General features: G+C 46.5%; 13 protein-coding genes. 1 reads left to right on the forward strand and 12 read right to left on the reverse strand.

What is annotated here, in order from left to right:
* Positions 1–128 precede the first annotated feature (128 nt).
* From WD077_01385 to WD077_01440, 12 genes are all read right to left on the reverse strand, one after another.
* Complete coding sequence (locus WD077_01385) at positions 129–770, reverse strand: response regulator transcription factor (GenBank protein MEX0965863.1); 642 nt, start codon at positions 768–770, stop codon at positions 129–131.
* Between the two features lie 212 nt (positions 771–982).
* Positions 983–2,425, reverse strand: a complete 1,443-nt coding sequence (locus tag WD077_01390) for an adenylate/guanylate cyclase domain-containing protein (GenBank protein ID MEX0965864.1) — start codon at positions 2,423–2,425, stop codon at positions 983–985.
* Positions 2,426–2,453: 28 nt separating this feature from the next.
* The gene (locus tag WD077_01395; protein ID MEX0965865.1) at positions 2,454–2,912 is read right to left on the reverse strand and encodes a hypothetical protein; all 459 of its coding nucleotides are present in this window, start codon (positions 2,910–2,912) and stop codon (positions 2,454–2,456) included.
* A 10-nt stretch (positions 2,913–2,922) separates the two neighbouring features.
* Positions 2,923–3,945 carry a hypothetical protein gene (locus WD077_01400; GenBank protein MEX0965866.1) on the reverse strand — a complete coding sequence of 341 codons (1,023 nt, stop codon included), beginning with the start codon at positions 3,943–3,945 and terminating at the stop codon, positions 2,923–2,925.
* A 151-nt stretch (positions 3,946–4,096) separates the two neighbouring features.
* On the reverse strand, positions 4,097–5,479 hold the full coding sequence (locus WD077_01405; protein ID MEX0965867.1) for a mercuric reductase: 1,383 nt from the start codon (positions 5,477–5,479) through the stop codon (positions 4,097–4,099).
* 171 nt (positions 5,480–5,650) lie between these two features.
* Positions 5,651–6,379: a DNA repair protein RecO gene (gene recO, locus WD077_01410; protein ID MEX0965868.1), complete on the reverse strand. Its 729-nt coding sequence runs from the start codon at positions 6,377–6,379 to the stop codon at positions 5,651–5,653.
* Between the two features lie 2 nt (positions 6,380–6,381).
* On the reverse strand, positions 6,382–8,649 hold the full coding sequence (locus WD077_01415; protein ID MEX0965869.1) for a two-component regulator propeller domain-containing protein: 2,268 nt from the start codon (positions 8,647–8,649) through the stop codon (positions 6,382–6,384).
* Positions 8,650–9,221: 572 nt separating this feature from the next.
* A complete protein-coding gene (locus tag WD077_01420) occupies positions 9,222–9,620 on the reverse strand; it encodes a type II toxin-antitoxin system VapC family toxin (GenBank protein ID MEX0965870.1) in 399 nt (132 codons plus the stop codon).
* The gene (locus tag WD077_01425; GenBank protein ID MEX0965871.1) at positions 9,617–9,922 is read right to left on the reverse strand and encodes a hypothetical protein; all 306 of its coding nucleotides are present in this window, start codon (positions 9,920–9,922) and stop codon (positions 9,617–9,619) included. The genes WD077_01420 and WD077_01425 overlap by 4 nt, the downstream gene beginning before the upstream one ends.
* A 133-nt stretch (positions 9,923–10,055) precedes the next feature.
* Positions 10,056–13,802, reverse strand: a complete 3,747-nt coding sequence (locus WD077_01430; protein ID MEX0965872.1) for a T9SS type A sorting domain-containing protein — start codon at positions 13,800–13,802, stop codon at positions 10,056–10,058.
* A gap of 185 nt (positions 13,803–13,987) precedes the next feature.
* Positions 13,988–17,740: a T9SS type A sorting domain-containing protein gene (locus tag WD077_01435; protein MEX0965873.1), complete on the reverse strand. Its 3,753-nt coding sequence runs from the start codon at positions 17,738–17,740 to the stop codon at positions 13,988–13,990.
* An 87-nt stretch (positions 17,741–17,827) separates the two neighbouring features.
* Positions 17,828–18,472, reverse strand: a complete 645-nt coding sequence (locus WD077_01440) for a protein-L-isoaspartate(D-aspartate) O-methyltransferase (protein MEX0965874.1) — start codon at positions 18,470–18,472, stop codon at positions 17,828–17,830.
* 86 nt (positions 18,473–18,558) lie between these two features.
* Here WD077_01440 and WD077_01445 point away from each other — a divergent pair, with 86 nt between their 5' ends.
* Positions 18,559–18,951 carry an SxtJ family membrane protein gene (locus WD077_01445; GenBank protein ID MEX0965875.1) on the forward strand — a complete coding sequence of 131 codons (393 nt, stop codon included), beginning with the start codon at positions 18,559–18,561 and terminating at the stop codon, positions 18,949–18,951.

Below are 18,951 nucleotides of genomic sequence, written 5' to 3' on the forward strand. Positions count from 1 at the left end.
GATTATAAAGGCGCAAAAGATGGATTAATTCCAGGATTCAAAAAAAGCCTGAGGTTTCACATACTAAGTGAGGTCTCAGGCTTTCTTATAATTAACTAAGAATAAATGGATGAATAATGTTATGAATTTCAAATGACACGCTGCGCATACAACTGCAATTCCCCAGGTTCTCTGAAGCTGAGTTTCTGCGTCAGGTTCCGGATATAACTTTCTATGATAAATAAACTAAAACCTATAAGCCGTGCTATTTCCAACGGGGCCAGGCCGGCTCCGAAAAGCTTCAGTACTTGTTGTTCCTTTTGGGTAAGGAAAACTCCCCTTCTTTCTAGAGGCTGATAATCCTCAGCATTCTGGGAGGAAATTCTTTCCTGAACAAGCTGCGTAACATCCTGCGAATAATATTGCCCTCCATCTGCTACTATCCGCAGTGCCGTCATCAACTCCTTTTTGCTGGTATTTTTAATCAGATAACCATCCGCTCCACATTTCTTTAAAGTCCTCAGGGTTTCATCTCCCAGCACCATGCTGAGAAAAATGACCTTCACCTGCGGGAATAATTTCTTTAGTCTGAGGGTAGCTTCTGCACCCCCCAGCAACGGCATCCTGAGATCCATCAGCACCACATCCGGCATTAAGTCGTTGATCATCTTTAGTGCTTCGGAGCCATTTCTGGCGTGACCTAAAAATGCTATTGAGGGTTGATCCTGTAAAATCCAGGTCAACGTCTCGGCATAGACTTCATGGTCTTCGGCAATTAATATCCTGATCACGGGCAGCAAGAATTAGGAGGAATATGAAAAGGTGCTATGTTAGGGACAATCTTAAAATATCCGTAACAAATATGCGGATGATCGTAATCGTCCCTATCCCTGGAATTCAGGATATGGCTATCCCTGAAAACAGTGAAAATTATTTGTTGGCAAAGGCTGAAAAAGCCTGGTTAAAGAATATGGCTACTCCTTTCATGAGATTGGGCCGGGCGCTACGATTTCTGATCCTGAACCAGAATAATCTCCTCAAGGACAAAATACATTTCTACCTGGCCTTTGTGCTTGGCCTCCACCTTTCCGCGCGATTTCACCTTGAAGCAGTCTTTCACCAGACCGTAGGTGGTACCTGAAATGTTGATCTTTCCGGCTTCTCCGCTTTGCTCCATCCTTGCGGCAGTATTTACCGTATCGCCCCAAATATCGTAGGCGAATTTCTTGCTGCCTACTATCCCCGCCACCACCGGCCCGGAATGTATCCCGATGCGTGCTTCGAAAAACGGCAGCTTTTCTTTTCTGCGCGAATCCTGGTATTCATGCAGGTATCGCTGAATTTCGAGGGCAGCCCGCACGATATGAAAAGCATGGGTCTGGTTAGGAGAAGGCAGGCCGCTCGCACAGAGATATGCATCCCCGATCGTTTTTATTTTTTCTATCGGATAATTCCCAATAATCCGGTCGAAAGCGCGGAAAAGCAAATCAATTTCAGCAACAAGGCGTGAAGGCGTAAGATGCTCAGCAATGAGCGTAAAATGACTGAAATCCACGAACATCACCGTCACCATATCGAAATTCTTAGGCTGCGATTTTCCAAATTTCTTTAATTCCTCAGCCGTCTCCTCCGGCAAGATATTGCGCAACAACTCATCAGAGCGCCTTCTCTCCTTTTCTATCGCAACATTCTTTTCTTCAAGATGCAGCAGAGTGTTTTCCAGCTCATTATTCTTTTGCGTCAGACGTTCTTCGGCTGTAGCGAGGCCCACCACCATTTTATTAAAAACCTGTGTAAGCTCTCCGATTTCATCCTTGGAGCGGGTTTCTACCCGTTGGGAGAGGTCGCCCGCTCCTACCTTCAGCGCGGCATCCCTTATTCTCAGCACCGGGATAGATATGGTGCGCGCCAGCCAAAGCCCCAGCAAAATTCCAAATACGAATACAATGAAACTCACCACCACAGCCACCAGCCGTATTTCCATCATGTTCTTCCTGATCTCGGCTGTGTTAAAGCCAGTGATAATGTTCCCGTTGAATACAGACGACTGAAATGCGGCCCGCTTCACGATGAGGTTTTCAGAAGATTCTACTCCCGGATCAATTTCCACTGTGTCAGGATAAACCTCTATCACGTTTTGCCTCAGGGTGTAGTTACGATAGTTTTCATCCCATACGGTATCCGACTGCACAATCGCCACAAACTCCAGCCGCGTGTCATTCTTCACAAAGTCCATTGCGGTTTGCACGCCTTCAAAGTTTTGCTCCGTGAGGGCAATTTCAACCCCGAGTGCCACGGTATTGGCCAGGTTCTGTACTTCCTTATTAAAATTACTGGTAAAATACTTTTGCTGTTGCGTGGGTACAATGTAGAGGAGGAGGAGCGTAAAGAAGAGAACGATGCTCGCTACAGTAAACCAAATTCTGCGGGTAAGGGTAATTTTCATGTTCCGGAATTTCCCTTTCTTGAGATCATTACAGCTTTTCCGTTCCGGTGATCGTCAGTATCTTAAAATTGCCTTCCGTGCCGGCTGAGACAATTCCTATAGCTCCGGGCGTTGTGCTGACATAATTTATCAACTCCGGCTCGGAATTGAAAAAATTGGGAGCCTTGGCTTTCCCCTGAAAAACTACACTTAGCCAGTACTTATTAAGCTCATTACCCGACATTGCATAAATGCGCTCAGCCGTAAGTTGGCCGGTGGGATGAGAAGTTTTCATCAGGGCAATACTCACTTTAGTGCCATCATCCCAACGTTGTTTTTCTCCTCTGATTATTCTTATGAACTCCTGATAGCTAACCGTTTCCTGCACACCCGAATTAACAACTATTGACAGATCAGTTGCAGGAGGCGCCATTGCACCCATGAAAAGGAACAAAACCATTCCGAGGATAATTGGGTACAGCACCACGATCTTTATTTTTTTATCCATGATTTCTGTATTAAAATCCAATGGCAAATTGAAAATTGATCTGGTTATACGATCCCGCAGTCTCTGTCTCAAGATACGAATATTCTAGCTTTGCCACAGCCAGAAAATTAAATTCATATCGCAAACCTGCCGTAAGTCCCAGTTTGTCATTTGCGTTGTAATAGCGCTCTTTATCATCCTGATACGCAATGTAATCAACCCGTACGTACGGCACCCATTTATTATCCAGCACGTAACCGGAATATGCATACATGGCAACAGTATTAGACGCATCGAAGCGTGCATAGTCATTAATGGCGTAGGATGCCTCGGCAAGGAATTCGAATTTTTTTGCAAAATGAGCAAGATAAAAGGAATAGATCATTTCATCCAGTGCAAGCGAATCGCCAAGCTGGCCTGAGCCGTGGCTGTGGCCTCCACCCTCTGTTGGTGAAATATGGTCGTAGTATCCGGAAATGCCGATAGTGGTCGGGTCAGCAGGCTTCATCTGAATGCGTGCGGTAACAGATTTCGCCAGGTTATCATCGGATATATCGCCTCCGCTGCGGCCGTTGCCCAGCATCAGTTCGTAGCCAAAACGGTATTTCCCCAGGTTCAGCCCCTGAATGCTCATGCCGGTGGTATGCAGGTCAAATATCTGATCTGAAAAAAGCTGCGGCCGGTTGATGGTCGGGAAGAAAACGCGCCCGTGATGGTAGGTATCATTCCAATAACTGAGGGGCGTATGATGCTTTCCAAAAAGAAGGTTGTGGTTTCCTTTGATATTATATTTAATAATGATCCGCTCGATGCTCACATTGTAGCCGGTACTGGAAGTGGACGAGGGCTTGAATACGGATTCTCCCAGGAAAGTGATCCGGTCAGTAAGGTCAGAAGTGATGAAAAGATCCTGCTCGCCAATTGAGAAATTCAGCCGTTCATCCTCGATATCATAAAGCGTCTCAAAATGAGCAAACCCTCTGATCGTAGTTTCCTGGGCTGAGGTGAACAGCGGCAGGACCAGCAGGCAAAAAACAGCGAACCATTTTAACATCTCTGTGGGAATTGTTGTACAATTATCCCCCGAAATTAGCAGAAAAGAAAAGGTTTTTAATTAATGTCTGCCGCTGTGGAATATCTGAAAGTCGAAATACAGCCTGAACAGCGTTTCAAAATTCAGCAAACACTTGCTGCACCGGCACCCATTAAAAGACCTTATTCAGTGATTCCGCATACAGCGGATGGGAGAAGATAGCATCTCGCAGTTGTTCAGCCTTCAGGCCGCCCATCATTGCTATTTGCACCATGCTGGCAATTTCCCCACCTTCATGGCTGAGGGCAGCAAAACCGAGGATCTTGCCTGTATCCTTTTCCACCAAAGATTTCAGAAAGCCACGCGTGTGGTTGGTTTCCACTCCCCGGCTGCTGTTTTCCATCATCAGTTTTTTCACTTCAAAATTTTTTCCCTGTTCCCGCGCCTGCCGCTCGCTCAGGCCAATTCGGCCCAACTGCGGATCCGTAAAAACGGTGTAGGGCAACATGCGATCATTCGTAGTATGCGATCCGTTTTTCAGTAAATTGTCACGCACTACCCTGAAATCATCATAAGAAATATGCGTAAACATGGGGCCTCCCTTTACATCACCCACGGCATATATTCCCTCAACATTCGTCTGCAACCGCTCGTTTACCACAATTTCCCCATGCTCACCGGTTTGCACTCCGGCATTTTTCAGCCTGAGTTCAGCCGTATTGGGTTTTCTGCCTGTAGCCAGCAACAAATGTGTGCAGGTAATATCCCGCACTGCGTTGTTATCAAAATGAACTTTGACCTTTCCGCTACTAAGGCGCGAAACGGATTTTACGCTGAGATTCAGCAAAACATTGATCTCCTCCCCTTCCAGGATGTCTTTCATTTCTTCCGCCACATCATCATCTTCTTTCGCCATCAGTTGATCTCCGCTTTCTATGATGGTGACTTCGCTGCCAAAGCGTGAATACATCTGGCCCAGTTCCAGTCCGATATAGCCTCCGCCAAGCACCACGAGGTGTTCCGGAATTTCAGTAACGTCAAGCAAAGTGGTCGATGTGTGGTGCGGCACCTCATCAAGCCCTTTCAGTGCTGGAATATTCGGAATGGTCCCGGTATTTATGAAGATTTTCTCCGCTGTACAACTCAGCCTGCCGCCATTATTCAACGCTACCTCTACGCTATTTTTATTTTTAAAAAATGCCTTGCCTTCTATCAGGCTGATATTGTCGTTATTCACCAGGTTTTGCTTTGTACTCACCCTGAAAGATTCAACTATATCATCTTTTCGCGCTACGATTTTTTGCAGGTTGGGCGAAACATTTCCCACATGCACTCCCACTTTATTTGCATTCCTTGCAACGTGGGCGGCCCGTGCACTTGCGATCATCGTTTTCGTAGGGGTACAGCCGAAATTGATGCAACTTCCGCCCGGATGCGCTGCCTCAATGATTGCCACTTTCCACCCTTCATCTGCAAGAGCTGAGGCCAGCGGATTGCCAGCTTGTCCTGAGCCGATTATTATAGCATCAAATGGTTTTATTGAATCTTCAGACATAAAAGTTTTAGGTTTTATATTTTTAATTAAAATGAAATGGATTTAATAAATATAATGTTTGGAAAAATATATTGTCATCTTAATAATTTGCACTCTTTGGATATTTCTGTCCTGCTCCACTTTTTTATTAAAAAAACCAACGCGCCTTAATATTTTAACAGCCCGGAGCATTTATTTTCTCATTACCTCCCGCAGGATTTCATAGGATCTTAATCCATGAAAATTGTCAGAATGAAGCCGGTAATAATATATCATTTTCTGCATCAGTTCATGGCGTACGGCAACCGGGATTTTTAAAATATCCGGATCCTCCATTTCCAGATCCATCAGTTGCCTGAGATATTGAGACGCTGGCGGAGCAATGATGGAATCTTCCGTCCCGCCTTCTCGGGAAAAAATGCCTTCTTCTAACCGGAAATACATTGCGTTTTCTCCTCCCTCCTCCTGGGGGAAAAAACCCAGGAATCTGCTCATTTCTACCATAAAATAAAGTGGCAGGTTTCCAAGGCCCGCTGAAGCAGCATCAAGATATTGTATAAAAGAATGTAAAAAAGAAAACAGCGCCTCATTGGCTTCTTCCTCTTTCACGGTTTTGTATATCAGCTCTGTGGCAAACATTGCGATTGACGACTTCTGTACTTCGTAAGGAATGGTGTTGATAACAAATGCCGGCCTTGCTTCCCGTATAATTTGCAGATCCCTGTTGCCCCGGTACTGCACCACCATATCCAAAAAACTGAGCGGCTGCAGAAATGCCGTTTTGATTGAGGATCGTTTTGATTTTACGCCTTTTAATATAAACGATTGCATGCCCCATTTCCGGGTATAGATCTTTGCAATAAGGCTGGATTCAGAGAAATCTGTAGTCCTGACAAGAATGCCCTGGGTTGTAAAGAGCATGTTTAGCGGATGATCAACACTTTGGCGACATTGCGCTCCTGTCCTGCGGGATCAGTGGAAAAGATGAGGTAAACGCCTGACTTCACCAGGTCTCCCTGGAAGTTGGTTCCCTGCCATACGGCCTGCCCTCCATCGGCTGTGAGCTCAAATACCATGTTTCCGCTGATGTCGGTGATCTTAACATTGGCATCCTGTACCAGGCCTTTAACGGCTATCGGGCCCAGGTATCCCTCGCGGACAGGATTAGGATAAACGTATACATCACTATGCACCGCACCGGCTTTTGTGGCCGTTCCCCGGTAAGACATCAAGCCTTTATCCGTGGCAAAAAAGACCTCACCTGATTCATTATTTACGGCAATGTCCAAAATCCTGCTGCCGGGTAGCGGACTATTATCTGCATTAAAATTAGTAATGATCCTTGTACCATCAGGAGAAGTGAGCCAGGCTCCGTTTTCACTGCCAAACCATTTGCGGTTGGCTCCATCCACTGCAATGGCCGTTACCGTTTCTCCCAGCAACAGGATCCCGTTTTCATCGCCAGAACGCAGGAAAATTTGCTGCGCATCGAAGTTGTTGTCGGTAAACACAAGAGAAGGATCATAGAATACGGCCACACCATCTCCCGTTCCCACCCATATTTCCCCATCCCGGTCTTTGGCCAGCGAATGCACCTGGTTCTCTGGCAAGCCTCCCTGGCCTTCGAGCGTGTTTAGCAATAAATACTGCCCATTCTCCAAAGCATTGCTACCGGGGTCATACACTACCAATCCTCCACCAAACCTGGAAATCCAGAGGTAACCATTATCGTCTACCACCATTTCTGATAAATCGCGTACGGTACCAAGATTAAAGGAAGCCCATTCGCCCCCGGCAGACCGCAACACCAGAGGCTGTGGTGCCTGAATATTCGATATCCAGAGATTATGATCCTGGTCAAAAGCCATCCCTGCTACCTTAGTGGAACCATCGAATCCAAGCTGCAGGGCGCTGTTGGCGGTGTCATACACAGCCGCGATGTTATCATTCTCCAAAAATGCAATGCCAGAGAGATAGGAACCAAACCAGGCATTCCTGTTTCGTGGGTCAGGCGCTGCCACGATCACATCCTGAAACAAATGATCCTGAAGCAAAGGCTGGTTGCCCATATTATAGTTTTTCCAGGTGCTGTTTTCATAAATATAAATGCCCGCGCTGTTGTAGCTGTTGTTTTGGGTAATGGTCAGTCCTCCTCCGGTGGCGTAAATGATATTCTCATCTGAAGCCAAATCCCATGTAGTACCGCTGGCGGGTCCATTGGGCAGGCGATAATTGATTCCTTGCGCATCCAGTCCCAGCATTCCCAGGAGAGGATGTGCCACCCATATTTTGCCGTTTTCATCCAGGATCGCATGTCTTTGTCCGGGGGAGACTATTTGCGAAAAACTGCCGGCACCATCCCATACGGTGATCGTATCCGGTTCCGCCAGCACCAGGCTACCATGATTCACTTCCATGCTGACAAGGTCAAAATGGCGCCCCGGAAACGGGACAAAAGTGTCACCGTTATACTGGAACAGGGTATCATTTACGAAAGCATAAACGCGGGAGTTAAAAGTGCGGATGGAAGTGGCGGTTCCGAGCTGCTTTTTATGCCAGACCCTGTAGAAAAGCAAGTTGGGCTCATTGAGCGAAGCCGCTAAAATCCCTTTCTCCGTAGCAGCAAAAATGGTATCGCCCAATACTGTAACGCTGTGAATTTCCACCGTTTCCACAACTACACTGTCCGGATTGACCTGGTCAGCCCAAATGCTGCCATAAGTTTCTCTGAATTCTTCTCTTTCAATATCATACACCACAATGCCAAAACCTGTGGAGATATAGACATAGCCCTCATAAAAATAAAAGTCGTTGATATTGCGCCTTCCCAGGCCTTGCTTCCTTGCAATATCCGGCACATTCCGGATGGTATTGCCTTGCTGAATATCCATATTGCCATCCGTATATCCGATAAAGAGCAGGTCATGGACAGGGTCATACCTGATGATTTCCGCAGTTACATCGCTGTAACCGTTAATCTTGCTTAGTGGTACCAGGGCGTTGTCATCCTTGCCGTAGTAGAACATACCATTACGGCTAATGCAATAGTAGCGGTCAGGGGTTTCAGCAAGCATCAACCCGGATTTATAACTCAGATGAGATCGCCATTCACCGATCGGGTACTCTGGTTGCTGTGCCATCGCAGGGAACATCAGCAACATTGCAAAGGCCAGGAGATTGAATTGCTTCATTATAGAATTCCTAAAGGTTTGACTTGGTGAAGAATTGTGAGAATTAACGCTCTTCCTTCTGCAAAATTACAGGCAAAAAAAATTACCCTTCACAGTCGTTGTGCTGTTTCGGAGAGATACAAGAAGGGATTTAGACACTAAGGCACCAAGACTCAAAGGAACACTAAGCTTTCTCAAACAAACTTGGTTCAGTGTTCAGCGTTCAAAGTTCACTGTTTCACTGTTCACTGATCACTGTTCACTGTTCACTGTTCACTGATCTCACCGTTCGTACCTCTTGTGAATTTACGAGTTGGAGCAGATAAGTACCAGCAGCCAGGACCTACGTATCAATGTTAAAGGTTGCTCCCGTGGGCACATGGTGGAGGAGGGACAGCGTCCGGCCTTTGACGGAAGAATCGGGTGTTCGAATTGGCGCGTGTATAAATATCATCCCTTTCAGCCGCCCTTTCCCGGCCTTTGAATGGCGACAAGGAAGGGATAGGTGATGGTACCTGAAACTTCACGCGTTACGCTTCGCTAAACACGCGATAAGAGGTGACTAAGTGAGAGTGGCAGCGATTTAGCCTGAATTATACTGTCCAGTTTTCAAGCCTGATTCCTTTTAACCGCTCAAAATGTCTCTCATTATTGGTTACGAGGGTTAAATTGTTGATGATGGCTGATGCACCTATCAGCAAGTCAAAATCATCAATCGGTTGACCTTCTTTCTTTAGTCGCGCCTTCTCCTGCGCAAAAATATCCAGCGCATTAAAAATGGGTAGAATTTGTACTCCCGATAAAAAATTGTTTAGCGTTTTATTATTTCGAGTGGGATTTGTACTTTTTGCTACTCCATACTTGAGCTCTGCTAATGTGATTTCAGAAATGAAAAGTGCATTTCTATCTTCTATTGATTCGAATTTTTTATCCAGGTCGAACCTACCCTTCATATAGTAAATACAGATATTTGTATCAAGCAGGTATTTCAAAATTCCTCAATTCTTCTATTCGTATTTCTGCTCGTTCGTAATTTTTCAATAATATCTTCAGCCGATTCCTCCGAATCCCAAGCCCCATAAGAAGATTGAATTTTTGAATTATATCCAATGCGGGATTTTACGGATTCCTTAAGCTGCTCTATTAAATTCAGTTTCATGGCAGGGCTTAACTGCTCCAGTAGCCGCAAGTAATTATTCAATATTTTCTTATCAATTGCGTCCATTCTAAGATTGTATTCATATTTCCCTGTAAACTCTACAAACCGGGAAAAAGTTATAACATCAGGTGTCAAAAATAGCCTTTTTTCATAAGTTGTACTTTTAGCTTATGCCTTGGTGAGTTGGCTTATGTTAGCCTGGTAACGGGCCTGGTGACTCAGTGAATGTCCGCCTTCGCGGGAAGAACAAGCGCTCTTACCAAACCAATCACTTCACAACTCTCACAATATGCACACCATCCGCATTTACAAGCTGGAGCAGGTAAGTGCCAGCGGCCAGGCCCTGCATATCAATACTCAGGGTTTCTCCCGGGGCCAGTTTAATTTGCGCTTGTTGGTAAAGCACCTTTCCCTGCAGGTCAAGAAGCTGGATGCGGCCATTATTCCACGCCTCCTGCACCACTATGTTCAGGCTTTCTGAAACCGGGTTGGGGAAAATCCTGAATCCCTGGGCAGCGGCCTCAGCTATGCCGGTTAGGTCCAGCACTACTTCAAAATATGCAGTATCAATGCATTGAAACTGGTTTTGGGCTGTTATGTAGGCATTATAGGTGGTATCGCCTTGCGGATAATTATGCACAGGGCTGGCCAGGATGCTCGTGCTGCCATCGCCAAAATTCCACAGGTAATTACTGAGGGTATCGCCTGTAATGAGCGAAAACCTCACTTCTGTGGGCGGATTGATCACCTGATAGTCCGGGGTAAAATCCGGCAGTGGGTGTACCGTCACGTCCATGGTATTAGAAGCCGCACACTGGCCGGTATCAGTAAATGAATAGTTGATGGTGAAAGTGCCAATACCCGCTATCGAAGCATAAAACGAATCGTTCTGAATTCCTGTGCCGCTCCACGTGCCGCCTGTTGGTGTTGCGAAAAATGCAATAGGTTCATCCGTAAGGCACAACTCAGTATCAGGTCCGGTATCTACTACTGGTGCTGTTACTGTAACCAGCAGTGTGTCAGTATTTTTACAACCCAATTCATATTCGTAAATAAGTGGGTGCGTCCCGGTTACCGCCAGCGATGGATCGAATTCATTGTTTGATACTCCGATGCCTCTCCAGGTTCCGCCCGTGGGGGTTCCGCCCAGCGATATGGAAGCCCCGCTTTGGCATACGCTGAAGTTTGCACCCGCATCCACCGTGGGCAGCGTCTTTACTTCTGCAATTACTGTATCACGTGATGCACAGCCATTGGAATCAGTATAATGGTAAATGAGCGGATGGTTGCCAACGCCAGCCAGTGCTCCATTCAGGGTATTGCCGCCCACAATGCCCGGCCCGTTCCAGGTGCCGCCTGCGGGCTGGCCGCCCATATTCCTGCTTTCATTCAGGCAGATTGAAAAATCAGACCCTGCATTCACTATCGGCAGCGCATTCACATTTGCTACAATTGTATCGCTGTTATAGCAGCCATTTGAGCCCCGGTAGGTGTAAACGAGCGGATGGCTGCCTGTACCGGCAATTTTTGGATGGAAATGAAAGGGCGCTAATACGCCAGTTCCCCTCCATGTCCCGCTAAGCGGGCGACCAAATGAAAACAGCGAAATCGAATCAGCATTGATGCATAAAGGCTGAAGGTTGCTCATCGTCAGGGCAGGCAGTGGCTTTACCGTCACTTCCACCGAATCAGTATAAATACATTGAAATGCATCGGTATGGACAAAGTGGAGGAGATGTGTGCCCGTATCGGCCACTGCCGGATAGAACATGCTGTCCACTACGCCCGGTCCCTGCCAGGTTCCATTTAGATTACAGGTATTTTTTAAATTTTTAATCTCATTCAGGCAAATGTCAAATGATGAAGGACAACTAAGGAATGCAACAGGATAAGTAGTTATCCTAACTGTATCACGGGCAGAGCATCCTTCGGCATTACTGAAATATACATGAACTGTGGTATCATGAACTATAGCGTATTCCACCGAATCGGCATTATAGGCTGAATCGCTCAGACTCCAGGTAAAAGTATAGGGTGCAGAACCGCCTTGTGGCAAGGCGCTAATAACGTTATGAGAATTTGCACAGACAGAACCGGGAGCAGTAATTTCAACACTGGCAATCTCCGTCACCACAATGGTATCGCGGTAATGAAAAGTGTCCGCAGATAGGAGGGAAGTGATGCGCAGTTCCACCGGGTAGCTGCCATTCACCGGAACTTCGGCCATTAATGTTGCCTCGCTACCGAGAATCGTGTCATTGAACCGCCAGGCTAATTCTGTGGAGGGATGTATATGATTGCTGTCAAGCATAAACCGGAGGGCACCACATGAATCAGTATAAGTAATCCAGGTAGGTGAGGGGACGTCCCAAACTTCAATATAAATGGTATCCTGCCAGGTACAGCCCAAAGAATCAGTTACGGCTAAAATTATATAGCCGGAAGAGTCAGGCGATGCATACAGGGAATTGGAAGTACTGGAATCCGGCAGCCACAGGTACTGTAAAGGCCCGATTCCCGCTTGAACAACGGGCGTAAGCAACATGGAATCGCCCCGGTAGAGAAGGGTGTCAGCAGGGAGTTCAACATTAATTATAGGATCAACTACCAAAGTGTCATGCGATACCGGGCTACAGTCAGTTCTTCCTTTTATTTGAAAAGGGTAGGTACCGCCCTGAAGAAACTGGTGCGTAAACTGATACGATCGTGCGTCCTGGCCGCCATTGCCTTCGCCTATTCCTCCTTGTCCTGACCACTCAATATTTGTCCCGCCAGGGAATATACTGTCAATCTGGAAAGTATAGCTGCCACAGCCGTTATTGGTAACACTGTAATCAATATGTACAAAGGGCACAACCCTAATATAGAAAGTCTTAAAGATTGTTGCGCTAACCGGGCATCCGTCATCCTGCAATTTCACGGTAAAGGTATATGGCTCAGTCCTAATATCCGATTCGGTTGGCGTCCAGGAAAAAGTACCGGTTGGGATTCTCCCGGAACTTAGGGTAAATGAGGAACCGGGTATTCCTTCGTTCCAGGTCATTGTTAGGGTATCAGTAGAATCCCCATCGCTACTATTAATGGTAAAGCTCAGATTGATTCCTGGGCAGGCATTAATATGAACACTGTTTCCACCATTAATTCCGGATATTACAGGATTGTCATTGGAAGGACAATTCATTATCGTCAAATGCATATCCCGCGTTATCTCACCAGTCTTAATTCCGTTTTTGTAAATATCCACCTTCACTGCCATTTGTGAACGTTGTGCCTGCATCGGCCTGAAGTATAAGTTCCCGGTTGATGCATCCAAATGAAATCCACGGCAAAGAGGTGGATTGAACGGAAGATTTGCATTGGGAAATCCGTTAAAATAAATAGGATAAAGATCACTATATGGAGAAGCATAAGATATTGGGGAACCGTTTGAAGAAAGCGGGGGAGTTAACGAATAATCAAGTGAATCTCCTATGGAATAAGTAACACCGGGAGGGTAATACTGACAATCTCCTTCACACATAATACCGAGGGGCTCAAATGAAAATTTCGGAGAGTTACTGCATGATGCCAGGCACCGGTTAAAGCTGCTCTCAATATAGAAACCGGGCGAATAAGGAAGACTGTTCCTGCAACAAGCGGTATATGAAAAACGCAGATTGCACCCGCTGTAATTGCCTGCATCCACCATTACCGTCAACACCCGCTTTTTGATGCTGTATGGAAATGCGGCACCGGAAGTGTCGCATCTGGTACTTACTGAATCGCATACATTGGTCACTTCTTCTTCTGAAACGAGGGTAAGCCCTATGCTATTAGTGCCCAATGAGTCAGTTACTTCGAGGTCAGTACTTATCGTATAGTTAAGGCCGCACCGGGTATAAATCGTGGCTGAAACAAGAAAGGAATCATTGCCCGCACATTCCCAGGTAATTACACCGCCCAGGTATTCCGTTTGGGCGAAGAGGGAAGATTGCAGCAGTAATAATGAAAGTAACGTGTAAAAGAAATATTTCATAGGGTTTAATATTTATAGCTAATTACGGCTTAGTAAAGCGCTGAAAATTAGAAGAAGCAAGCACTTAATCTCATAAGCACAAAAAATCAAAATATAAAAGTTGTCCTTTTTGGTTAAAATACAAAAAATAATCAAAATCCTGAAGTTCTTTTAAATTATTCAATGTGGTTTTTATTTTATTAAAATCACTTCACAATTTTTACGGTATGCACACCCTCCGCATTTACAAGCTGGAGCAGATAAGTGCCAGCAGCCAGGCCCTGCATTTCAATGCTAAAGGTTTCTCCCCGGGCCAGCTTTATCTGCCCTTGTTGGTAGAGCACCTTTCCTTGCAGGTCAAGAAGCTGGATGCGGCCATTATTCCATGCATCCTGCACCACTATGTTCAGGCTTTCTGAAACCGGGTTGGGGAAAATCCTGAATCCCTGGGCAGCGGCCTCAGCTATGCCGGTTAGGTCCAGCACTACTTCAAAATATGCAGTATCAATGCATTGAAACTGGTTTTGGGCTGTTATGTAGGCATTATAGGTGGTATCGCCTTGCGGATAATTATGCACAGGGCTGGCCAGGATGCTCGTGCTGCCATCGCCAAAATTCCACAGGTAATTACTGAGGGTATCGCCTGTAATGAGCGAAAACCTCACTTCTGTGGGCGGATTGATCACCTGATAGTCCGGGGTAAAATCCGGCAGTGGGTGTACCGTCACGTCCATGGTATTAGAAGCCGCACACTGGCCGGTATCAGTAAATGAATAGTTGATGGTGAAAGTGCCAATACCCGCTATCGAAGCATAAAACGAATCGTTCTGAATTCCTGTGCCGCTCCACGTGCCGCCTGTTGGTGTTGCGAAAAATGCAATAGGTTCATCCGTAAGGCACAACTCAGTATCAGGTCCGGTATCTACTACTGGTGCTGTTACTGTAACCAGCAGTGTGTCAGTATTTTTACAACCCAATTCATATTCGTAAATAAGTGGGTGCGTCCCGGTTACCGCCAGCGATGGATCGAATTCATTGTTTGATACTCCGATGCCTCTCCAGGTTCCGCCCGTGGGGGTTCCGCCCAGCGATATGGAAGCCCCGCTTTGGCATACGCTGAAGTTTGCACCCGCATCCACCGTGGGCAGCGTCTTTACTTCTGCAATTACTGTATCACGTGATGCACAGCCATTGGAATCAGTATAATGGTAAATGAGCGGATGGTTGCCAACGCCAGCCAGTGCTCCATTCAGGGTATTGCCGCCCACAATGCCCGGCCCGTTCCAGGTGCCGCCTGCGGGCTGGCCGCCCATATTCCTGCTTTCATTCAGGCAGATTGAAAAATCAGACCCTGCATTCACTATCGGCAGCGCATTCACATTTGCTACAATTGTATCGCTGTTATAGCAGCCATTTGAGCCCCGGTAGGTGTAAACGAGCGGATGGCTGCCTGTACCGGCAATTTTTGGATGGAAATGAAAGGGCGCTAATACGCCCGTACCGCTCCAGGTACCATTCAGGGGGGAGGCACGCGAAAAGAGCGACACCGAATCAGAATTAATGCATAATGGGGGCAGATTGGTGACGGTGACGGCTGGCAGCGTTTTAACCGCAATACTCACAGAATCCCGGTAAACACACTGATAAATATCCGTATATGTAAATTGAATGATGTGATTGCCAATGCCTGCCTGCGATGGATAAAACATGCTGTCAACTACGCCCGGCCCCTGCCATTCGCCATTATAGTCACAGACATTGTTTAAATTAAAATTCAGGGAATTGATGCACAAATCCAATGAGGACTGGCAAATAATGGGGGTTGTGGGAAATGTAATGATATTTAAAGTATCATGGGCCGTACAGCCTTCTGCATTTATAAAAATTATATTAAGAGTAGTGTCATCTTTAATTAAATAATTAACACTATCGGCATTGTATGAAGAATTGCTCATGCTCCAGGTGAAATTATAGGGCATGGAACCACCCTGTGGCAAGGCCCTGAACAGTTGCGGCCCCGATGTGCAAACCGTATCGGGTGCGGAAATTTCAACCGTAGCAATTTCTGAAACCACAATTGTGTCGCGGTATTGAAAAGTATCATTGAAGAGTGGCGAAGTAATAAGCAGTTCCAATGGATAGCTGCCATTTGCCGGTACAGTTGCCGCCAGCCAGGCCCCGTTTCCGGTAATGGTGTCGTTGAACTTCCAGGAAAATTCGGAGGACGCATGTACATGGGCACTGTCCACAATAAACCGTAAAGATCCACACGAGTCATTATAGTTAATCCAGGACGGGGACGGCACATCCCAAACCTCTATATAGATGGTATCCGTTACTGTACATCCACTCGTATCGGTGGCCAGCACAATGATAGAGTCAGAGGATCCAGGCGAGGCATAAATTGAACTTGAGGTAAGGGAATCTGGCAGCCAAAGGTACTGAACCGGCCCCTGCGTGAACTGGGTGTTTGGCGTGAGCAACATGGAATCGCCCCGGTAAAGAATGGTGTCCGCAGGAAGTACCACAGTAGGTACCGAATCCACTTCCAGAGTATCACGGTAGATGGTGACGCAATCACTAATTACCTTAAGCTGAAATGGATAAGTGCCGCCTTTAAGGAACCGGTGGGTGAATTGACGCGATTCAGCGTCCAGGCCGCCATTTCCTTGGCCAATCCCGCCCTGGCCTGACCATTCCACCAATGCATTGACAGGAAAAGTACTGTCCACCTTGAAGGTATAGCTGCCACAGCCGTTGTTCACCACCTCGAATTCAGCAGTGGGAAGGGGCTTCACGGTAATGCGAAAGGTCCGGATTGTTGATGTATTTATAGGGCAGGCATCATCTTTTGCCTCCACCGTAAAAGAGTAAGGTTCCGGCCTTGCATCGCCTACTTTCGGTGTCCAGGTAAAAGTGCCTGTGGGCGTTCTTCCCGTTCCTACAGTAAAGGTGGCCCCGAATATTCCTCCGTTCCAGTCCATCGTCAACGTATCGCCACTATCCTGATCATCAGAATTGACATTGAAAGAGAGCGTCTGGCCCGGACAAGCCTCTGTACTAAAACTGTTTCCACCATTGATCCCCGTGATGACAGGAACATTATTGGGGGGGCAGCTTATTACATTTAGGTGCATGTCCCGTGTTACGTCACCCGTTTTGATTCCGTTAGTATAAATATCAATCTTGATGGCCATTTGCGAACGCTGTTGCTGCATGGGCCTGAAAAATAAATCCCCGGTAAAACTATCCAGTCTGAAGCCCCTGCACAGGGGTGGTGTGGGAGGAAGGTTGTTATTGGGAAACCCATTAAAATAAATAGGTTTATCATAGCTGTAAGGAGAAGGATAATTAATGGAGGCATTGGTGTCAGAAAGTGAGGGCGTCCATGCAAATCGTAGCGAATCTCCCCCCATATCTGTTGCATTGAATGTATAAAGCACGCACTGTCCGGCACACAAAACCCCAATCGGGTTCTCTGCAAACTCCGGTGAACTCCCGCAGGGCGCAAGGCAACGGTTAAAGCTGCTCTCAATGTAAAAGTCCGGGGTGTAGGAAGGGGTCCCGCTGAAAGGCTTTCGGCAGCAATCAGAATAAGACAAGCGCAAATTGCATCCGGTGTAGTTGCCCACATCTATGACTGTCCTAAAGATGCTTTTCCTTGTGCTGTAAGGAAAAACAGCATTGGCCGAGTCGCATTTGGTGCCAATGAAATCGCATACATTGGTAATATCTTCCTCTGAAACAAGGTTTAATCCCACATTGTACGCACTTAATGAATCCGTGACAGTAAGGGTGGAATCTATGGTATCATTCGGTCCGCAGTGGGTATATACCGTTACGGTAACCTCGAATGAGTCGTTGCCCAGACATTTCCAGGTTATCTCACCGCCCAGGTATTCAGTGGCCTGGGCTGAGAAAGAGAAGATCAAAAATAAGAGTGTGTACAAGTGTTTCATAAGGATTCGGGTTAAATAATAAAGTATAAGATAACAAAGGAACAGAAGAATTCTTTTACTAGTTCTGAATGTTAGTAGAATAAAAAGTCACCACCCCTTTTCACCGATCAACGGAACGAAGCGAAAATCATCCATTGCTTCGGTACGGAAATCATGATCACCGGTGCGGGTGATGCGGTACATGGTCTGAAGCTCGCGACTGCCTACCGGCACCACGAGGATGCCGCCCATCCTCAATTGCTCAATAAGATGTTCGGGAACATGAGGCGCAGCAGCAGTCGATAGAATTTTATCGAAAGGAGCATGTTCAGGAAGTCCGCGGGTGCCATCCCCGAAATAAAGTTTGGGCCGGTAGCCCATCTCCTTTAAGACCAACTTAGCCCGCTCATGCAGCGACCGGATCCGCTCAATGCTATGGACTTCAGCGCCCATCTCAAGCAGGATGCTGGCCTGGTAGCCCGAGCCGGTACCAAGTTCCAGCACTTTGTCTCCTTCCCGTACTTTCAGCAATTCGGTCTGGTACGCCACCGTATAGGGTTGCGAAATCGTCTGGCCCTCCCCTATCGGGAAAGCCTTATCCTCATAGGCCTGCTCCAGGAAGGCCGAATCGAAAAAGAAATGGCGCGGCACATTTTCAAAGGCCTGCAGCACGCGGAAATCCTCAATTCCCTTTTTTGAGAGCGACTTTGCAAGTTTTTTCCGGAGGCCCTTGGCCTTATATGTATCTTTCATTGGGAAGGAGCTTGAAAATAAAAGGACGTCAAAGTTCTAAATTATACCCACATATTTGCCGCAACTTTACTTTATAGCTTTTGAATTTGGAACATAAAGATAAAACCCGCATTTATTCCACCATCCTTGTCATCGTTACAGGATTGCTTGTGGCCTATCTGATTTGGGGATATTCCCCGGAAGAGGACGACAACATACCCTGGCTTGTAATCATTGCCACAACATTGGGGTTGGTTTCGCTTATCTCACCTGCTGTTGCCAGGCTCATCGTATTGGGTTGGGAAAAACTGGCACTGGCACTGGGTTACGTCAATTCACGGATACTCCTCAGCATTATCTTTTACCTGATACTGTTCCCTTTATCGCTGATGGCCCGCCTATTCAACAAGGATCCGCTGCAGTTGAAAAAGCCGGAAAAAACCAACTTCAAAGTGCGCAACCACACCTATAAACCGGAAGACCTGGAAAAGATGTGGTAG

The organism is Bacteroidia bacterium (assembly GCA_040880525.1).
Taxonomy (GTDB): Bacteria; Bacteroidota; Bacteroidia; order CAILMK01; family JBBDIG01; genus JBBDIG01.

Bases quoted from the DNA above. Each gene is read 5' to 3' on its own strand.
- WD077_01390 (MEX0965864.1), bottom strand. From the start codon at position 2,425: ATGAAAATTACCCTTACCCGCAGAATTTGGTTTACTGTAGCGAGCATC.
- WD077_01395 (MEX0965865.1), bottom strand. From the start codon at position 2,912: ATGGATAAAAAAATAAAGATCGTGGTGCTGTACCCAATTATCCTCGGA.
- WD077_01400 (MEX0965866.1), bottom strand. From the start codon at position 3,945: ATGTTAAAATGGTTCGCTGTTTTTTGCCTGCTGGTCCTGCCGCTGTTC.
- WD077_01405 (MEX0965867.1), bottom strand. From the start codon at position 5,479: ATGTCTGAAGATTCAATAAAACCATTTGATGCTATAATAATCGGCTCA.
- recO (MEX0965868.1), bottom strand. From the start codon at position 6,379: ATGCTCTTTACAACCCAGGGCATTCTTGTCAGGACTACAGATTTCTCT.
- WD077_01415 (MEX0965869.1), bottom strand. From the start codon at position 8,649: ATGAAGCAATTCAATCTCCTGGCCTTTGCAATGTTGCTGATGTTCCCT.
- WD077_01430 (MEX0965872.1), bottom strand. From the start codon at position 13,802: ATGAAATATTTCTTTTACACGTTACTTTCATTATTACTGCTGCAATCT.
- WD077_01435 (MEX0965873.1), bottom strand. From the start codon at position 17,740: ATGAAACACTTGTACACACTCTTATTTTTGATCTTCTCTTTCTCAGCC.
- WD077_01440 (MEX0965874.1), bottom strand. From the start codon at position 18,472: ATGAAAGATACATATAAGGCCAAGGGCCTCCGGAAAAAACTTGCAAAG.